Genomic DNA, 15,520 nt, shown 5'->3' with positions numbered 1-15,520 from the left:
GTGTATGATCTGGGACAAGGCGTCAAAAAAATAAACCCATCTGGAGCCAGCCCGTGAGCGATTCCGACCCAGCCCCCAGCCTTTATGCAGCGAGGGAGCCCATCTTTCCCCGGCGTGTTTCCGGGCCATTTCGAAACCTGAAATGGATCATTCTGGCGGTTACATTGGGTATCTACTACGTGACGCCCTGGTTCAGATGGGACCGGGGGCCTAGCCTGCCGGATCAGGCCGTGCTGCTGGATCTGGCAAATCGCCGTTTTTACTTCCTTTGGATCGAAATCTGGCCACATGAATTCTATTTCGTTGCGGGCTTGCTGATCATGGCAGGCTTGGGGCTGTTCCTGTTCACCTCGGCGCTGGGGCGCGTGTGGTGCGGCTATGCCTGCCCGCAGACGGTGTGGACCGACCTGTTCATTCTGGTCGAACGCTGGATCGAGGGCGACCGGAACGCGCGTTTGCGTCTGCACCGGCAGGAAAAGCTGGATTTCCGCAAAGCCCGGCTGCGTGTCACAAAGTGGGCGGTCTGGCTGTTGATCGGTCTGGCGACCGGCGGGGCCTGGGTGTTCTATTTTGCTGATGCGCCCACATTGACCCGGGATCTGGTCACCGGAAATGCGCATCCGGTTGCCTATACGACGATTCTGATTCTGACCGGCACCACGTTTTTGTTCGGTGGCTTTGCCCGCGAACAGATCTGTATCTATGCCTGCCCGTGGCCTCGTATTCAGGCGGCGATGATGGACGAGGACACTTTGGTCGTCGGCTACCGCGAATGGCGGGGCGAGCCGCGCGGCAAGGGCAAACGCACGGCGGATTCCGAATTGGGGGACTGCATCGACTGTATGGCTTGTGTGAATGTCTGCCCGGTGGGCATCGACATTCGCGACGGTCAGCAGCTTGAATGTATCACTTGCGCGCTTTGTATCGACGCCTGCGATGATATGATGGAAAAGATCGGCAAACCGCGCGGGCTGATCGACTACATGGCGCTGAGCGACGAAACCCGCGAGCGGGCAGGGCAGTCGCCCAAAAATGTCTGGAAGCACATCCTGCGGCCACGGACGATCATGTACACGGCGATGTGGTCCCTGGTTGGGTTTGCCCTTTTGTTTGCATTGTTCATCCGGTCGGATATCGACCTGACGGTGGCACCGGTTCGTAATCCGACCTTTGTCACACTGTCCGACGGAACAATTCGCAATACCTATGACGTGCGCCTGCGCAACAAACACGGTGAAGATCGCCCGTTTGAGCTGTCATTGGCCGGGGACCCAGCCATGGTGATTGAGATTGAGGGTGTCGAGGGCAATATTGTTAACGTCACCGCGGACACGGCACAATTGACTCGCGTTTACATTGTGGCACCCAAAGATTCTGGTCCGGCAGCAGCCGACGCGACGCAAGTGCGCATCTGGGTCGAAGATCGGGAAAGCGGCGAGCGGGCCTACAAGGATACTGCGTTCAACGGCCGGGGGAACTGAGAATGGCAGAACGTCAATTCACCGGGAAACATGCATTGGCCGTATTTGTCGCGGCCTTTGGGGTGATCATCACCGTGAATCTTGTGCTGGCCTATAGCGCCGTCAAAACCTTTCCCGGGCTTGAGGTCAAAAACTCTTATGTCGCCAGTCAAGAGTTCAATGAGCGCTTGCAGGAACAACAGTCGCTGGGATGGGACGTTCTGGCCGAGGTTTCGGGCGGCCTGCTGATCCTGCGCATCACGGATCAGACCGGTGCACCGGTCGAAGTTGCCGAGTTGCAGGCGGTTGTTGGGCGCGCGACCCATGTGAAGGATGACTTCTCTCCGGATTTCACCTTTGACGGCGTGGCTTATGCAGTTCCGGCGGTGCTGGGTAAGGGCAATTGGAACATCCGTCTGGTGGCCAAAGATCACAGCGGCGCTGAGTTCGCACAGCGAATTCCATTGTACGTAAAGGGATGACGGGATGACGGCGCAGCTTACATCCGGCACTGCCGCCTGCCCGGGTTGCATCGCAGCCCCGGTCGAACCGGCCCGGCCTGTCCCCGAGGATGTGCAGATCGCGCTTTCGCTGCCGGGCATCCACTGCTCGGCCTGTATCGCAACGGTCGAGCGAGAGTTGTCTGCACACCCGGGGGTCGATGATGCCCGGGTCAATCTGACCCTCAAACGTGCGATGGTCAAAGCCAAGCCAGACCTGCAAGCGGCTGATCTGATCCCGGTGCTTGAACGTGTTGGGTTTGAGGCGCACGAGTTGGACCCATCGGCCCTGTCGGCCACGCAGGCCAACAAGGCAGGGCGCGATCTGTTGATGCGTCTGGCGGTGGCTGGTTTTGCCTCGATGAATGTGATGCTGCTGTCGGTGTCGGTCTGGTCCGGGGCAACGGATGCCACGCGCGACATGTTCCACTGGATTTCGGCGGCCATTGCGCTGCCGGCGATTGCGTTTTCGGCGCAGCCCTTCTTTGCCAACGCCTGGAGCGCCCTGCGCGTCGGGCGGCTGAACATGGATGTGCCGATTGTTCTGGCGATCCTGCTGGCGCTTACGACATCCCTGTGGGAAACCGCACTAAGCGGCGAGCACGCCTATTTCGATGCCGCCCTGACGTTGACGTTTTTCCTGTTGGCCGGTCGCTATCTGGATTACCGCACCCGCGCCGCCGCCCGATCTGCCGCCGAGGAGCTGACCGCGCTTGAGGTGCCCCGGGCCATCAGGCAGGTTGACGGTGTCGAGGAAGAAGTGGCCGTTGCCACGCTGAATGTCGGCGATCTGATCCTGGTTCGCCCCGGTGGCCGGATGCCCGTGGATGGGGAAATTGTTTCGGGACGCTCGGAACTGGACCGGTCGCTTCTGACCGGGGAAACCCTGCCGGTCTTTGCCGAAGCTGGCCTGACGGTCAGCGCCGGAGAGGTCAATCTGACCGGCCCCCTGACAATTCGTGCGACGGCAGTGGGCGAAGATACTTCGCTGCATCGGATGGCCGATCTGGTGGCCATCGCTGAATCAGGGCGTTCCCGATACACATCGCTGGCGGATAAGGCGGCCAAGCTTTATGCACCGGGCGTGCACATCCTGTCGGCGCTCAGCTTTCTGGGGTGGTACATCTATTCCGGCGATATCCGTACCGCGCTGAATATCGCAGCAGCGGTTTTGATTATCACTTGCCCCTGTGCGCTGGGTCTGGCGGTGCCTGCGGTGACAACGGCGGCATCGGGCCGGTTGTTCCGCAAGGGGATGCTGATCAAACACGCCACCGCGCTGGAACGTCTGGCCGAGGTGGATACCGTTGTGTTCGACAAGACCGGAACGCTTACCTCGGGCGCGCCCGAGTTGACCAATCTGGCCGATCACGCCGCTGCTGACCTAAAGATGGCACTGGCACTGGCCCAGGTTTCATCGCATCCGTTGTCTGTTGCCTTGACCAAGGCTGTGCGTTTGGCGGGGGTGACGCCCACCAGCCTGCAGGATGTGGTCGAAGTGCCGGGATATGGCACCCAAGGCACCTGTGACGGGAAACAAGTGCGTCTGGGGCGTGCGGAATGGACCGGAGGCCGCGCAGGTGATCAGACCGCTGCGTGGCTGTCCATCGAGGGGCGGGCACCCGTTGCGTTCCTGTTCTCGGATTCGCTGCGGCCGGGTGCGGCGGAATCCGTTCAGGCCTTCCGCGATGCCGGGAAAGAGGCCATCCTGATTTCGGGCGACACGCAAGGCGCGGTGCGGGCATTGGCGCAAAAGTTGGGGATTGAAAATTGGGTTGCACAGGCGCTGCCACAGGACAAGGCCGCCCGTGTTCAGGACCTGCGTGATCAGGGCCGCCATGTCCTGATGGTGGGCGATGGTCTGAATGATACGGCGGCATTGGCGGCGGCACATGTGTCGATCTCTCCGGCCTCGGCGCTGGATGCGGCGCGTGTGGCGTCGGATATCGTGTTGCTGGGCAATGATCTGTCGCCCATCGCCGATGCCTGCGACACGGCGGTTAAGGCGACCAGACGGATTCGCGAGAATTTCCGTATCGCGACTGTCTATAACATCGTCGCCGTACCATTGGCTGTGGTAGGCTTGGCCACACCGCTGATCGCGGCCCTGGCGATGTCGACATCGTCAATTACGGTGTCCCTGAATGCATTGCGGCTGAGGTAACTGATATGAATGTTCTGGCCTATCTCATACCGATTTCCCTGCTATTGGGCGGGGTTGGCCTTGGTGCGTTCATCTATACTGTCCGAACCAACCAGTATGACGATCCCGAAGGCGACGCCCGGCGAATCCTGAGTGATGAATGGGACGACAAGCCTAAGCAGTGACAGCCCTTGAAATTGCCGCATTGCCCGGTTATGTCCGGCCCATCCGCTAGCAGAGAGAACAACGCCAAATGGCCACCACAAACCCGATCCAGTTTATTCAGCAGGTCCGAGCCGAAGTCGCAAAGGTCGTCTGGCCCACCCGGCGCGAGGTGCTGTTGACCACGGTCATGGTGTTTATCATGGCAGCGCTGACAGCGGTGTTCTTTGCTCTGGTCGATCTGGGCATTCGCGGCGGTCTTCAACTGGTTCTGGGTGCATTCGGCTAAGTGTGCGTTGGGGCCGCGGTAACGCCACTGCCCTCTTGCACAGCGCGCGATGTCAGAGTAGTTGACGCGGGACTATTCGGAATGGGCGTGCGGCGATTCGGGCTGTGCGCCGCTTTTTATTCCGGGTGACGTGACAGATTTTCAATAACGGGCGCATCCGGCAAACGGCTTGCCCCGAAAGTAAACAAGGACGACAGGTTCATGGCGAAACGGTGGTACTCGGTCAGCGTTCTTTCGAATTTCGAAAAGAAGATCGCAGAGCAGATCCGCACGTCCGTGGCCGAGCAGGGCCTTGAGGACGATATCGACGAAGTACTGGTGCCCACCGAAGAGGTGATCGAAGTGCGCCGGGGCAAGAAGGTCACGACCGAACGCCGCTTTATGCCTGGTTACGTGCTGGTGCATATGGAGATGTCCGACCAAGGTTATCATCTGGTCAACTCGATCAACCGCGTCACCGGCTTTCTGGGCCCACAAGGCCGCCCGATGCCGATGCGCGACGCCGAGGTCAACCAGATTCTCAACCGCGTTCAGGAAGGCGAAGAAGCGCCTAAGCTGATGATCTCCTTCGAGATCGGCGAGAAGGTCAAGGTCAACGACGGCCCGTTCGAGGATTTCGACGGCATGGTCGAAGGTGTGGACGACGACGCGCAGAAGCTGAAGGTCTCGGTCTCGATCTTTGGCCGCGAAACCCCGGTCGAGCTGGATTTCACGCAGGTTACCAAGCAGGGCTGAGAAACTCTCAGTAAATCTAAGGTGCCGCGGCGCTCTTGGTATCGTGGCCTTTTTGTCGTCGCAGGTGTTTGCTATAGTTTAGCAATTCGTATCGTGGGTTAGCACCATCTTTCGGCGTGTGACAGTAGTATCCCATCCCGTGGTGGTTCGCCTGTTAAGCCCATCAACTCCAGTTGATTTTGTGTCACTGTACAATCAAACCTACGGTACTTCACGCTGAGAATTAGAGTTCGTGAAACGCCCAGCAGTGTACTCTTGTAACTATACTCTTTTAGCATTCTGAAGCTGGAATTCTTGCTGCTGCTGAACATATATTGCCACTTTTCCAGCTGGTCCAGATCACCTTCTTGGCCAGCCTGTATGTAGAAGACACCTGTATCTGGCAGATCGGATATCAAAGCTCTGAATTCTTCTGCCGACCTATCATTATTGTCATTGAAGTCTACGTAGATGATGCATTCGTGTCCTTTTGAGATTGTTATAGAGTTGATAAAGCTTTCAGAGTCCAAGGGGTGCCAAGTTCTATCCTTGCGTCCATCAAACGAAGCGCCATATTTTTTGCTCGCATACTCTTTTGATCTTCGAAAATCTGGAAGCCCCTCAAGACAAATGTCTGAGAACAATTCGAACGATTGAACAAAGCTCGCCTGGACTCGCGCCGGTCGCGATTCGTCTGTTTCAGAGCCGCCGAGTGCAGTAGTAGTGGTTACAGTTGATCCCAATGTTGTTGCGAAAATAAAAATAGTGCACCTGCTGAAAAATGACATCTGGATTTCTCGTTTAATGCGAAAGAATTTCGTCTCGTTCAACTCAAGGCTTTTACCGTGTTTATCTGACAAGTAGAATTGAGCACAAGAACGGTGATTGAATCTTGGCTTGATCCACTTGCCAACTCCCACATTCCCCTATAAATGCCGCCCTTATCGTCTTCGGGCGAGATTCTCTCGTGGGAGGTTGCTGGGATCGCGATCCCGGGTCGGACCACGCAACATAATCTGGGTGGGACGCGTTTCACCTAAGTTGAAAGGAAAACCAAATGGCCAAGAAGCTTGCTGGTACAATGAAACTGCAGGTTCCTGCAGGTCAGGCGAACCCGTCGCCGCCAGTTGGTCCGGCGCTGGGTCAGCGCGGCATCAACATCATGGAATTCTGCAAGGCGTTCAACGCCAAGACCGCAGACATGGAGCAAGGCGCGCCTTGCCCGACCGTGATCACCTATTATCAGGACAAGTCCTTTACCATGGACATCAAGACGCCGCCCGCGTCTTATTACCTGAAAAAAGCCGCTGGTCTGAAGCCGGTTGGCAAGCGTAACCGCCCCCGTGGCGCGGAAAACCCAGGTCGTGAGACCGTGGCAACCGTGACCTCGAAGCAGGTTCGCGAAATCGCCGAAGCCAAAATGAAAGATCTGAACGCCAACGACGTCGAAGGCGCAATGCAGATCATCCTGGGCTCGGCCCGCTCTATGGGCATCGAGGTGAAGTAAGATGGCAAAACTCGGTAAACGTACGCGCACAGCGCGCGAAGCTTTCGCTGGCAAGGCAGAACTGTCGGTGGAAGAAGCGGTTGCACTGGTCAAAGCCCATGCAACTTCGAAATTCGATGAAACCGTCGAAATCGCTCTGAACCTGGGTGTTGACACCCGCCACGCGGACCAGATGGTTCGTGGCGTTGTTGGCCTGCCGAATGGTACCGGTAAAGCGATGCGCGTTGCTGTTTTTGCTCGTGGCCCCAAAGCTGACGAAGCAAAAGAAGCAGGCGCGGATATCATTGGCGCAGAAGACCTGATGGAAACCATTCAGGGCGGCACCATTGATTTTGATCGCTGCATCGCAACCCCGGACATGATGCCCGTCGTGGGTCGTCTGGGTAAAGTTCTGGGCCCCCGCAACCTGATGCCGAACCCCAAGGTTGGCACCGTGACCATGGATGTGAAAGCAGCCGTGGAAGCAGCCAAGGGCGGTGAAGTTCAGTTCAAGGCGGAAAAAGGCGGCGTTGTGCACGCCGGTGTTGGCAAAGCGTCTTTTGACGAAGCCAAGCTGGTCGAAAACGTCCGTGCCTTTATCTCGGCCGTTGCCAAGGCCAAGCCGGCAGGCGCCAAAGGCACCTACATGAAGAAAATCGCACTGAGCTCGACCATGGGCCCGGGTGTGACTCTGGATGTGGCCGCTGCTGCAGGCGAATAAGTTTCAAGCTACCTGCTTGGAAAATGAACCCGGGTCACGGATGTGGCCCGGGTTTTTCTTTGCCCGCTCAGCGTCAGATCAGAGGTAGGCGCGCAACACTGTGGCTTCGCGCGCGCCGATCGTTGTTGCCGCTGTGTGCGTGAACGCATCGCTGGCGTCCTCAAGCGAGGGGAACAGGGCGACAATTTCCGCACGTTGCGGAGAGGGCAGCGCGCGTGCCGCAGTGTCCGAAAAATAGAAGCTTTCCGTCAGCGCCCCGTTTGAACGGACGATGTGGTGCCGGTCAAACATGAAATGGGTATAGGCGATACTGTCCGTCTCGCGGATGGAAACGCCGGGCAGGCCACACAGATGTTTTGCGGCCACGAACACTTCGGGTGATCCGAACAGCATATCGGTCGCAGGCGAAGAAATCAGGACCCGGTGCAGCTGAGACACAATCAGTTCTTGAGTGTTTCCGATCACGCCAGCCTCGATCACAACTGGCGCAAACGCGCCCTTGCCCGAGGCCTGGGTCGTGCCGATCCAGACAATGGGTTGCAGCCCGCCATCCCGGGTCCAGACCAGTTGGCCGCGTTCCAGGTTCTGAACCGCGATATTTCCATCGGCGGTTTCGATCAGGGTGTCCGGGCCAAAACAGGTCACATAATCGGTATAGGCCGAGCTGCCGGCGTTTGATCCCCTGATTTTAACGTAGGATGTTCCGGGCGTCAGCTCTTGCGACGTTCCGTAGCCCCAGACATCTTGTGTGACCCCGTTCTGAGAAAACACATAGATGTCAATTTCGGGTCCGGTCGGGTTTCCGTTGCTGTCCAGGGCACGCACGGTGATGATGGATTCGGATTCGACCGGGGTGCCATTGGCGACAATGCCGCCGCCATCCGTGATCGTGTGTCCAAACGGTTGATCATCGTTGAACACATTTGGTCCACCACTGGTGTCATCCAGTGTTACTGTGGTGCCAAAGCCGCCGGAATAGGCAAAGATCGATCCGTTCGGCGTGTCAGAGTTGTTGATGATCGGGTTGCCGACCTGCACTGTGCCTGGGGGGTTGTTCGTACCAGGGACAAATGTTGCGACAAGGCTTTCGCTGTCCTGAGCGAAAAAACTGCGGAGTACCATTTACGCTATTTAACCTTCTTTGAACTGGATACTTCAGGGTCTGCCCGCAGCAGGCCCCGTGACTGATTAACTGCATTGTAAGCTAACCTTGACTTGTCGCGTCAACTAGAGAATTCCAAGGTCAACGGTACACAAATGCGTCATGGAGTTGCGTAAATCAACCTCGCACTCAATCCCGACTAAAGGCGATCCGCAGTCGTTGCTCCAGGCGGTGCCTTCTGTCTTCTTCGAAAGCGCTGCAGGAATGATCGATCTGCCACAAGGCCAGCCAGTCTTTCAGCAGGCGCGCCCGGATGCAGAAATCCAAAATGCCCATGTGCACCGGATGTTTGTACCGCCGGAAAAACATGTCCTTGTTCGTGGTCAGGATTCCGCTGCGGTCCACATCTGCGGATGATCCATCCCGGAATATGTCCGACTTGAGGAAATCGACAATATCGTAAACGGCCAGCTTTTCCCGCACCTCGGTGAAATCCAGCCCGATCATGTCTCCTTGGCCGACAATCAGGTTCTCGCCGTGGAAATCCCCATGCGAAAACACTTGTGTTTCGGATATGCCCTTCAGCCGCAAAAGATCGTCTTCCAATGTGGCAAGGAAGGGCTGGCTGACCAAAAGAATGTCGCGCGGGACGGATTGAGACAATTCTCTGATGCTGTCAGTCATCCAACGTGGCCGGAAACCGTATTCCTTGGCGGGCTGAAACCCGTGAAGATCGTGAAGCCACGAACCGGCCCTTCGATAGATTTGGGCGATCTGGTCATTGTTGGGGCTGTTGTGGATCAAATCCACCGCCGTAGGCCGGTCGACGAATTCGGTCACAAAGAACGCGTGCCCCGGCGACAGATACAAGGGTTGCACCACTTGCGAGGATCCGGATGGCGCGAAATACGCGGATAGTGCGGTCAGGACATCGAATTCCTTTTGCAACCGCCCAGTGCCGGGGGACTCTGTGTCGATCTTCAGTGCATAACTTTGTGCCTGTGCCTGCACCTTCAGAACCATCCGTGTTTCCGCAAAATCATGCGAGCGGTAAATGCATTCGAACGGCAAGAGCTCGCCCGCAAAGGCATGGTGCGAGAATTCTTGCACGAATTCAGCAGCCCGAGTGTGTTCGTCTTTGGTGAGGGTTGGCATAAACGCAGGGTTTTCAAGGGTAATAAGGGTTCTGTTGACAGGACCTTAGCCTGCATCACATGTCAATCCACGGCGCCCATGCTGCGCAGGTGGTGTCGTCCGGTGGAAACAGGCGTTGCCGTGCAATTTACCCCTTGGAAACCCGCTGTATCTGCCCTAAATAGGGCTGCGAAGTAAAGCGTGCGATTCGTCGTGCGCTTTATTTCGTTTCGTCCAAGACGGTGGGTGGTGTCATTTGGCCCCTTAATTCCCTGCCTGAGACGGGTAAGACCAAAGAATTCTGAGGGTCCAACCCTCGGGCGAATTTTGGCCAATCCCGTAACAACGGACCTGAACGCCGGAGCGTAAGCTGCGGCAAATATGAGCCGGGGTGAGATATCACCCCAAACTTGGAGAAAACTGTGGATAGAGCCCAGAAAGAGAAAGTGGTCGACGAGCTCGGCCAGATCTTCGAAAGCTCTGGCGTCGTTGTGGTAGCCCACTACGCCGGTCTGACAGTTGCCGAGATGCAGGACCTTCGCGCACGTGCTCGTGACGCGGGTGGTGCCGTGCGTGTTGCCAAGAACAGGCTCGCCAAAATCGCCCTTGAGGGTAAGCCGTGTGAAAGCATGACTGACCTGCTGACAGGGATGACCGTTCTGACCTATTCTGAGGACCCCGTGGCAGCAGCCAAGGTGGCCCAGGACTACGCCAAAGAGAACCAAAAGTTCGAAATTCTTGGCGGTGCAATGGGTGAGAACGCTCTGGATCGTGCCGGCGTCGAAGCCGTGTCGAAAATGCCTTCGCGCGAGGAGCTTATTGCTACTATCGCGGGCATGCTTGGCGCACCTGCTTCGAACATCGCTGGCGCAATTGGCGCACCTGCAAGCAACATCGCAAGCATCCTTTCCACCATCGAAGAGAAGGCGGAAGCTGCGTAAGCGGTTGGCACTGACTGATCTGCGTAGGGTGAATACCCTGACGTTGGAACACACACTGTAAACGGAAAGAGCTGATAAAATGGCTGATCTGAAAGCACTCGCAGAAAGCATCGTGGGTCTGACCCTGCTGGAAGCACAAGAACTGAAAACCATCCTCAAAGACGAATATGGCATCGAGCCCGCAGCTGGCGGCGCGGTTGTCATGGCAGCCGGTGGCGACGCCGGTGGCGCAGCTGAGGAAGAAAAAACCGAATTCGACGTCGTTCTGAAGAACGCCGGCGCTTCGAAAATCAACGTGATCAAAGAAGTTCGCGGCATCACCGGTCTTGGCCTGAAAGAAGCCAAAGAGCTGGTCGAAGCTGGCGGCAAGATCAAAGAAGGCGTGTCGAAAGACGAAGCCGAAGAAGTCAAAGGCAAGCTGGAAGCAGCTGGCGCCGAAGTCGAGCTGGCCTAAGCCAATCGACAGGTGCATCGCTGATGCGCCGTAAATTTTGGCTGGATCCGGAGAAAATCCGGGTCCAGCCGAACCTGTCTTAGAAAGGGCCTCTGGCAAGGGGGGCGTTTTCTAAGACGCGGTTCACGGATCGGGAGGCCGCCATTCGGGACGGTGGCCACGAATTGATCCGGACGTGTCGTCTCTAATGTGCAAGGCGCCGGGGCCCGACGGTGTCTTAGCCCGCTGAGAACATCGAAAGGTGACATCTGACATGGCTCAAACGTTCCTTGGCCAGAAACGTCTTCGGAAATATTACGGCAAAATCCGCGAAGTGCTGGAGATGCCGAACCTCATTGAGGTCCAGAAATCTTCTTATGATCTATTCCTGCGCTCAGGCGATGCAGAGCAGCCCACTGACGGCGAAGGCATCAAAGGCGTGTTCCAATCGGTTTTCCCGATCAAGGATTTCAACGAAACCTCCGTTCTGGAGTTCGTGAAATACGATCTGGAAAAACCCAAATACGACGTCGAAGAGTGCATGCAGCGCGATATGACTTACAGCGCGCCGCTGAAGGTTACTTTGCGCCTGATCGTGTTTGATGTCGACGAAGACACCGGCGCCAAGTCGGTCAAGGACATCAAGGAACAGGACGTGTTCATGGGCGACATGCCCCTGATGACGCCGAACGGGACGTTCATCGTGAACGGAACCGAGCGTGTGATCGTGTCCCAGATGCACCGCTCGCCCGGTGTGTTCTTTGACCATGACAAGGGCAAGACCCATTCCTCGGGCAAGCTGCTGTTTGCCTGCCGCATCATCCCGTATCGCGGCAGCTGGCTGGACTTTGAGTTCGACGCCAAGGACATCGTCTTTGCCCGTATTGACCGCCGCCGCAAATTGCCTGTGACAACCCTGCTGTATGCGCTGGGTCTGGATCAGGAAGCGATCATGGATGCCTATTACAACACGGTGTCCTACAAGCTGGACAAAAAGAAGGGCTGGGTCACGCCTTTCTTCCCCGAGCGTGTGCGCGGCACCCGTCCGACCTATGATCTGGTTGACGCAAAATCCGGTGAAGTGATCGGCGAAGCGGGCAAGAAAGTCACCCCGCGCGCGGTCAAGAAGCTGATCGAAGAAGGCGTCGTCACAGACCTGCTGGTTCCGTTCGAGAACATCGTCGGCAAATTTGTTGCCAAAGATGTCATCAACGAAGAAACCGGCGCGATCTATGTCGAAGCCGGTGATGAGCTGACGCTGGAGTACGACAAAGACGGCGAGCTGATCGGCGGCACCGTCAAGGAACTGGTTGACGCGGGTATCACCGACATTCCGGTTCTGGACATCGACAACATCAATGTCGGTCCGTACATGCGCAACACCATGGCCGCAGACAAGAACATGGGTCGCGACACCGCGCTGATGGACATCTACCGTGTTATGCGCCCGGGTGAGCCGCCCACGGTTGAAGCCGCTTCGGCCCTGTTCGAAACGTTGTTCTTCGACAGCGAGCGTTATGACCTGTCCGCTGTTGGCCGTGTGAAGATGAACATGCGTCTGGCCTTGGATGCGCCGGATACGCTGCGCACTCTGCGTCGCGAAGACATCGTGGCCTGCATCAAGGCGTTGGTGGAGCTGCGCGACGGCAAAGGTGACATCGACGATATCGACCACCTGGGCAACCGTCGTGTGCGTTCTGTCGGCGAACTGATGGAAAACCAGTACCGCGTCGGTCTGCTGCGCATGGAGCGCGCGATCAAAGAGCGTATGTCGTCGGTCGAGATCGACACTGTCATGCCGCAGGACCTGATCAACGCAAAACCGGCTGCTGCTGCTGTTCGCGAATTCTTCGGCTCGTCGCAGCTGTCGCAGTTCATGGACCAGACCAACCCGCTGTCGGAAGTCACTCACAAACGCCGTCTCTCGGCGCTTGGCCCCGGTGGTCTGACACGTGAACGTGCGGGCTTTGAGGTGCGCGACGTACACCCGACCCACTATGGCCGGATGTGCCCGATTGAAACGCCGGAAGGCCCGAACATCGGTCTGATCAACTCGCTGGCCACCTTCGCACGCGTGAACAAGTATGGCTTCATCGAAACACCCTACCGCGTCGTCAAAGACGCCGAGGTGACCGATGAGGTTCACTATATGTCCGCGACCGAGGAAATGCGTCACACGGTGGCGCAGGCGAACGCGACGCTGGATGAGAACGGCAAGTTCATCAACGATCTGGTTTCGACCCGTCAGTCGGGCGACTACACCCTCGCCCCGCGCGAGAATGTGGACCTGATCGACGTCAGCCCGAAACAGTTGGTATCGGTTGCTGCATCGCTGATCCCGTTCCTTGAAAATGACGACGCCAACCGTGCCTTGATGGGCTCGAACATGCAACGTCAGGCGGTTCCGTTGCTGCGGGCCGAGGCACCGCTGGTCGGTACCGGGATCGAGGAAAAGGTTGCGATCGACTCAGGTGCTGCGATCCAGGCGAAACGCGCCGGTATCATCGACCAGGTCGATGCCCAGCGTATCGTTATCCGTGCCACCGAAGATCTGGAACTGGGCGATGCTGGCGTGGACATCTACCGTCTGCGCAAATTCCAGCGGTCGAACCAGAACACCTGCATCAACCAGCGTCCGCTGGTGAAAGTGGGCGACACTGTCATGAAAGGCGAGGTCGTAGCCGATGGTCCGTCCACCGATATCGGTGAACTGGCACTGGGTAAGAACGTGGTCGTCGCGTTCATGCCTTGGAATGGTTACAACTACGAAGATTCGATCCTGATCTCGGAACGTATCGCGCGTGATGACGTCTTTACCTCGGTCCATATCGAGGAATTCGAAGTCGCCGCCCGTGACACCAAGCTGGGCCCGGAAGAGATCACCCGTGACATTCCGAACGTCGGTGAAGAAGCGTTGCGCAACCTCGACGAGGCTGGCATCGTTTACATCGGCGCGGATGTTGAGCCGGGCGATATTCTGGTCGGCAAGATCACTCCGAAGGGCGAAAGCCCGATGACCCCGGAAGAAAAGCTGCTGCGCGCCATCTTTGGTGAAAAAGCATCTGACGTGCGCGACACCTCGCTGCGCGTGAAGCCGGGCGATTACGGTACGGTCGTCGAAGTTCGTGTCTTCAACCGTCATGGCGTCGAGAAAGACGAGCGTGCGCTGCAGATCGAGCGTGAGGAAGTCGAACGTCTGGCCCGTGACCGGGACGACGAGTTGGCGATCCTGGACCGCAACATCTATGCGCGCCTGCAAGGTCTGATCCTGGGCAAAACCGCTGTCAAAGGCCCCAAAGGCGTCAAGCCGGGCTCGGTCATCACCGAGGATCTGCTGGAAACCTTGACCCGTGGTCAGTGGTGGCAGCTGGCGCTGGAAGACGAGAAGGACGCCCAGATTGTTGAGGCGCTGAACGAGCAGTACGAAGTGCTCAAGCGTGCCTTGGACGCCCGTTTCGAAGACAAGGTCGAGAAGGTTCGCCGTGGCGACGATCTGCCGCCGGGTGTGATGAAGATGGTCAAAGTCTTCATCGCCGTGAAGCGTAAGCTGCAGCCGGGTGACAAGATGGCTGGTCGTCACGGGAACAAAGGTGTGATCTCCAAGGTTGTTCCGATGGAAGACATGCCGTTCCTGGCCGATGGTACGCCGGTTGACTTCTGTCTGAACCCGTTGGGTGTTCCGTCGCGTATGAACGTTGGTCAGATCCTTGAAACCCATATGGGTTGGGCCGCACGCGGTCTTGGTCTGAACATCGACGACGCGCTGGGTGAATATCGCCGTTCCGGTGATCTGACCCCGGTTCGCGAAGCGATGAAGCTGGCCTATGGCGAGAATGTCTATGAAGAAGGCATTGCCGGCATGGACGAAGGTCACCTGATCGAGGCTGCGGGCAACGTGACCCGTGGTGTTCCGATTGCGACACCGGTCTTTGACGGTGCCAAAGAGGCTGACGTCAACGATGCGCTGGTGCGTGCGGGCTTCTCGGAAAGCGGTCAGTCGGTTCTGTTCGACGGTCGCACGGGTGAGCAATTCGCGCGTCCGGTGACCGTGGGCATCAAGTACCTGCTGAAACTGCATCACCTTGTGGACGACAAGATCCACGCGCGTTCGACCGGGCCCTACAGCCTGGTTACCCAGCAGCCGCTGGGTGGTAAGGCGCAGTTCGGTGGTCAGCGCTTTGGTGAGATGGAAGTCTGGGCCTTGGAAGCTTACGGCGCCGCCTACACCCTGCAGGAGATGCTCACCGTGAAATCGGATGACGTCGCCGGCCGGACCAAGGTCTATGAGTCGATCGTCAAGGGCGAGGATAACTTTGAAGCGGGCGTACCGGAATCGTTCAACGTTCTGGTTAAAGAAGTCCGTGGCCTCGGCCTGAATATGGAACTCCTGGATGCGGAGGAAGAGTAGGGGCGGCAACGCCCCACACTCATCCCA

The 15,520-nt window shown here is 57.4% G+C and carries 14 protein-coding genes; 11 read left to right on the top strand and 3 right to left on the bottom strand.

Going from position 1 to position 15,520, the window contains the following annotated elements; translation table 11 throughout:
- Positions 1–53: 53 nt before the first annotated feature.
- From ccoG to nusG, 6 genes are all read left to right on the top strand, one after another.
- Positions 54–1,481 carry a cytochrome c oxidase accessory protein CcoG gene (ccoG, locus tag JT51_RS16090; protein ID WP_037314988.1) on the top strand — a complete coding sequence of 476 codons (1,428 nt, stop codon included), beginning with the start codon at positions 54–56 and terminating at the stop codon, positions 1,479–1,481.
- Between the two features lie 2 nt (positions 1,482–1,483).
- Complete coding sequence (locus JT51_RS16085) at positions 1,484–1,942, top strand: FixH family protein (protein ID WP_037314985.1); 459 nt, start codon at positions 1,484–1,486, stop codon at positions 1,940–1,942.
- A 4-nt stretch (positions 1,943–1,946) separates the two neighbouring features.
- Positions 1,947–4,124, top strand: a complete 2,178-nt coding sequence (locus JT51_RS16080) for a heavy metal translocating P-type ATPase (protein ID WP_037314983.1) — start codon at positions 1,947–1,949, stop codon at positions 4,122–4,124.
- A 5-nt stretch (positions 4,125–4,129) separates the two neighbouring features.
- Entirely contained in the window at positions 4,130–4,288 is a 159-nt protein-coding gene (gene ccoS, locus JT51_RS16075; RefSeq protein WP_037314980.1) for a cbb3-type cytochrome oxidase assembly protein CcoS, read from the top strand.
- A gap of 68 nt (positions 4,289–4,356) precedes the next feature.
- Positions 4,357–4,554, top strand: coding sequence for a preprotein translocase subunit SecE (gene secE, locus JT51_RS16070; protein ID WP_008755500.1), 198 nt, complete (start codon positions 4,357–4,359; stop codon positions 4,552–4,554).
- Positions 4,555–4,755: 201 nt separating this feature from the next.
- Positions 4,756–5,289 carry a transcription termination/antitermination protein NusG gene (nusG, locus tag JT51_RS16065; RefSeq protein ID WP_037314976.1) on the top strand — a complete coding sequence of 178 codons (534 nt, stop codon included), beginning with the start codon at positions 4,756–4,758 and terminating at the stop codon, positions 5,287–5,289.
- A gap of 98 nt (positions 5,290–5,387) precedes the next feature.
- Here nusG and JT51_RS16060 read toward each other — a convergent pair whose 3' ends face one another.
- Complete coding sequence (locus tag JT51_RS16060) at positions 5,388–6,056, bottom strand: hypothetical protein (RefSeq protein WP_152563377.1); 669 nt, start codon at positions 6,054–6,056, stop codon at positions 5,388–5,390.
- A gap of 269 nt (positions 6,057–6,325) precedes the next feature.
- On the opposite strand from JT51_RS16060, the gene rplK reads away from it, so the two are divergent.
- Both rplK and rplA read left to right on the top strand, forming a co-directional pair.
- Positions 6,326–6,775, top strand: a complete 450-nt coding sequence (rplK, locus tag JT51_RS16055; protein WP_037314971.1) for a 50S ribosomal protein L11 — start codon at positions 6,326–6,328, stop codon at positions 6,773–6,775.
- Position 6,776: 1 nt separating this feature from the next.
- Complete coding sequence (gene rplA, locus JT51_RS16050; RefSeq protein ID WP_037314969.1) at positions 6,777–7,475, top strand: 50S ribosomal protein L1; 699 nt, start codon at positions 6,777–6,779, stop codon at positions 7,473–7,475.
- A 78-nt stretch (positions 7,476–7,553) separates the two neighbouring features.
- On the opposite strand, the gene JT51_RS21290 is transcribed toward rplA, so the two are convergent.
- Together JT51_RS21290 and JT51_RS16040 are read right to left on the bottom strand one after the other, a co-directional pair.
- Complete coding sequence (locus tag JT51_RS21290; protein WP_051927608.1) at positions 7,554–8,597, bottom strand: Hint domain-containing protein; 1,044 nt, start codon at positions 8,595–8,597, stop codon at positions 7,554–7,556.
- A 169-nt stretch (positions 8,598–8,766) separates the two neighbouring features.
- Entirely contained in the window at positions 8,767–9,732 is a 966-nt protein-coding gene (locus tag JT51_RS16040; protein ID WP_037314966.1) for a phosphotransferase family protein, read from the bottom strand.
- A 401-nt stretch (positions 9,733–10,133) separates the two neighbouring features.
- Between JT51_RS16040 and rplJ the strand changes: the two genes are divergently transcribed.
- The 3 genes from rplJ to rpoB all read left to right on the top strand — a co-directional run bounded on the left by rplJ (position 10,134) and on the right by rpoB (position 15,493).
- On the top strand, positions 10,134–10,652 hold the full coding sequence (rplJ, locus tag JT51_RS16035) for a 50S ribosomal protein L10 (protein WP_037315433.1): 519 nt from the start codon (positions 10,134–10,136) through the stop codon (positions 10,650–10,652).
- 79 nt (positions 10,653–10,731) lie between these two features.
- A complete protein-coding gene (rplL, locus tag JT51_RS16030) occupies positions 10,732–11,106 on the top strand; it encodes a 50S ribosomal protein L7/L12 (protein ID WP_037314964.1) in 375 nt (124 codons plus the stop codon).
- Between the two features lie 253 nt (positions 11,107–11,359).
- Positions 11,360–15,493 (top strand): DNA-directed RNA polymerase subunit beta, encoded by a 4,134-nt coding sequence (gene rpoB / locus JT51_RS16025; RefSeq protein ID WP_037314960.1) that lies wholly within the window; start codon positions 11,360–11,362, stop codon positions 15,491–15,493.
- The last annotated feature ends 27 nt before the right edge of the window (positions 15,494–15,520 follow it).

The sequence above is a fragment of the Ruegeria halocynthiae genome (assembly GCF_000743705.1).
GTDB lineage: Bacteria > Pseudomonadota > Alphaproteobacteria > Rhodobacterales > Rhodobacteraceae > Ruegeria > Ruegeria halocynthiae_B.
The sequence above is the reverse complement of the archived record's forward strand: the minus strand, read 5'-3'. Positions and strand labels throughout refer to the sequence as shown.

What these genes read in the sequence shown, in the direction of transcription:
- secE (WP_008755500.1), top strand. Translation starts at nt 4,357, where the DNA reads ATGGCCACCACAAACCCGATCCAGTTTATTCAGCAGGTCCGAGCCGAA.
- JT51_RS16085 (WP_037314985.1), top strand. Translation starts at nt 1,484, where the DNA reads ATGGCAGAACGTCAATTCACCGGGAAACATGCATTGGCCGTATTTGTC.
- rplA (WP_037314969.1), top strand. Translation starts at nt 6,777, where the DNA reads ATGGCAAAACTCGGTAAACGTACGCGCACAGCGCGCGAAGCTTTCGCT.
- JT51_RS21290 (WP_051927608.1), bottom strand. Translation starts at nt 8,597, where the DNA reads ATGGTACTCCGCAGTTTTTTCGCTCAGGACAGCGAAAGCCTTGTCGCA.
- JT51_RS16060 (WP_152563377.1), bottom strand. Translation starts at nt 6,056, where the DNA reads ATGTCATTTTTCAGCAGGTGCACTATTTTTATTTTCGCAACAACATTG.
- rpoB (WP_037314960.1), top strand. Translation starts at nt 11,360, where the DNA reads ATGGCTCAAACGTTCCTTGGCCAGAAACGTCTTCGGAAATATTACGGC.
- JT51_RS16080 (WP_037314983.1), top strand. Translation starts at nt 1,947, where the DNA reads ATGACGGCGCAGCTTACATCCGGCACTGCCGCCTGCCCGGGTTGCATC.
- JT51_RS16040 (WP_037314966.1), bottom strand. Translation starts at nt 9,732, where the DNA reads ATGCCAACCCTCACCAAAGACGAACACACTCGGGCTGCTGAATTCGTG.
- rplL (WP_037314964.1), top strand. Translation starts at nt 10,732, where the DNA reads ATGGCTGATCTGAAAGCACTCGCAGAAAGCATCGTGGGTCTGACCCTG.
- nusG (WP_037314976.1), top strand. Translation starts at nt 4,756, where the DNA reads ATGGCGAAACGGTGGTACTCGGTCAGCGTTCTTTCGAATTTCGAAAAG.
- ccoS (WP_037314980.1), top strand. Translation starts at nt 4,130, where the DNA reads ATGAATGTTCTGGCCTATCTCATACCGATTTCCCTGCTATTGGGCGGG.
- rplK (WP_037314971.1), top strand. Translation starts at nt 6,326, where the DNA reads ATGGCCAAGAAGCTTGCTGGTACAATGAAACTGCAGGTTCCTGCAGGT.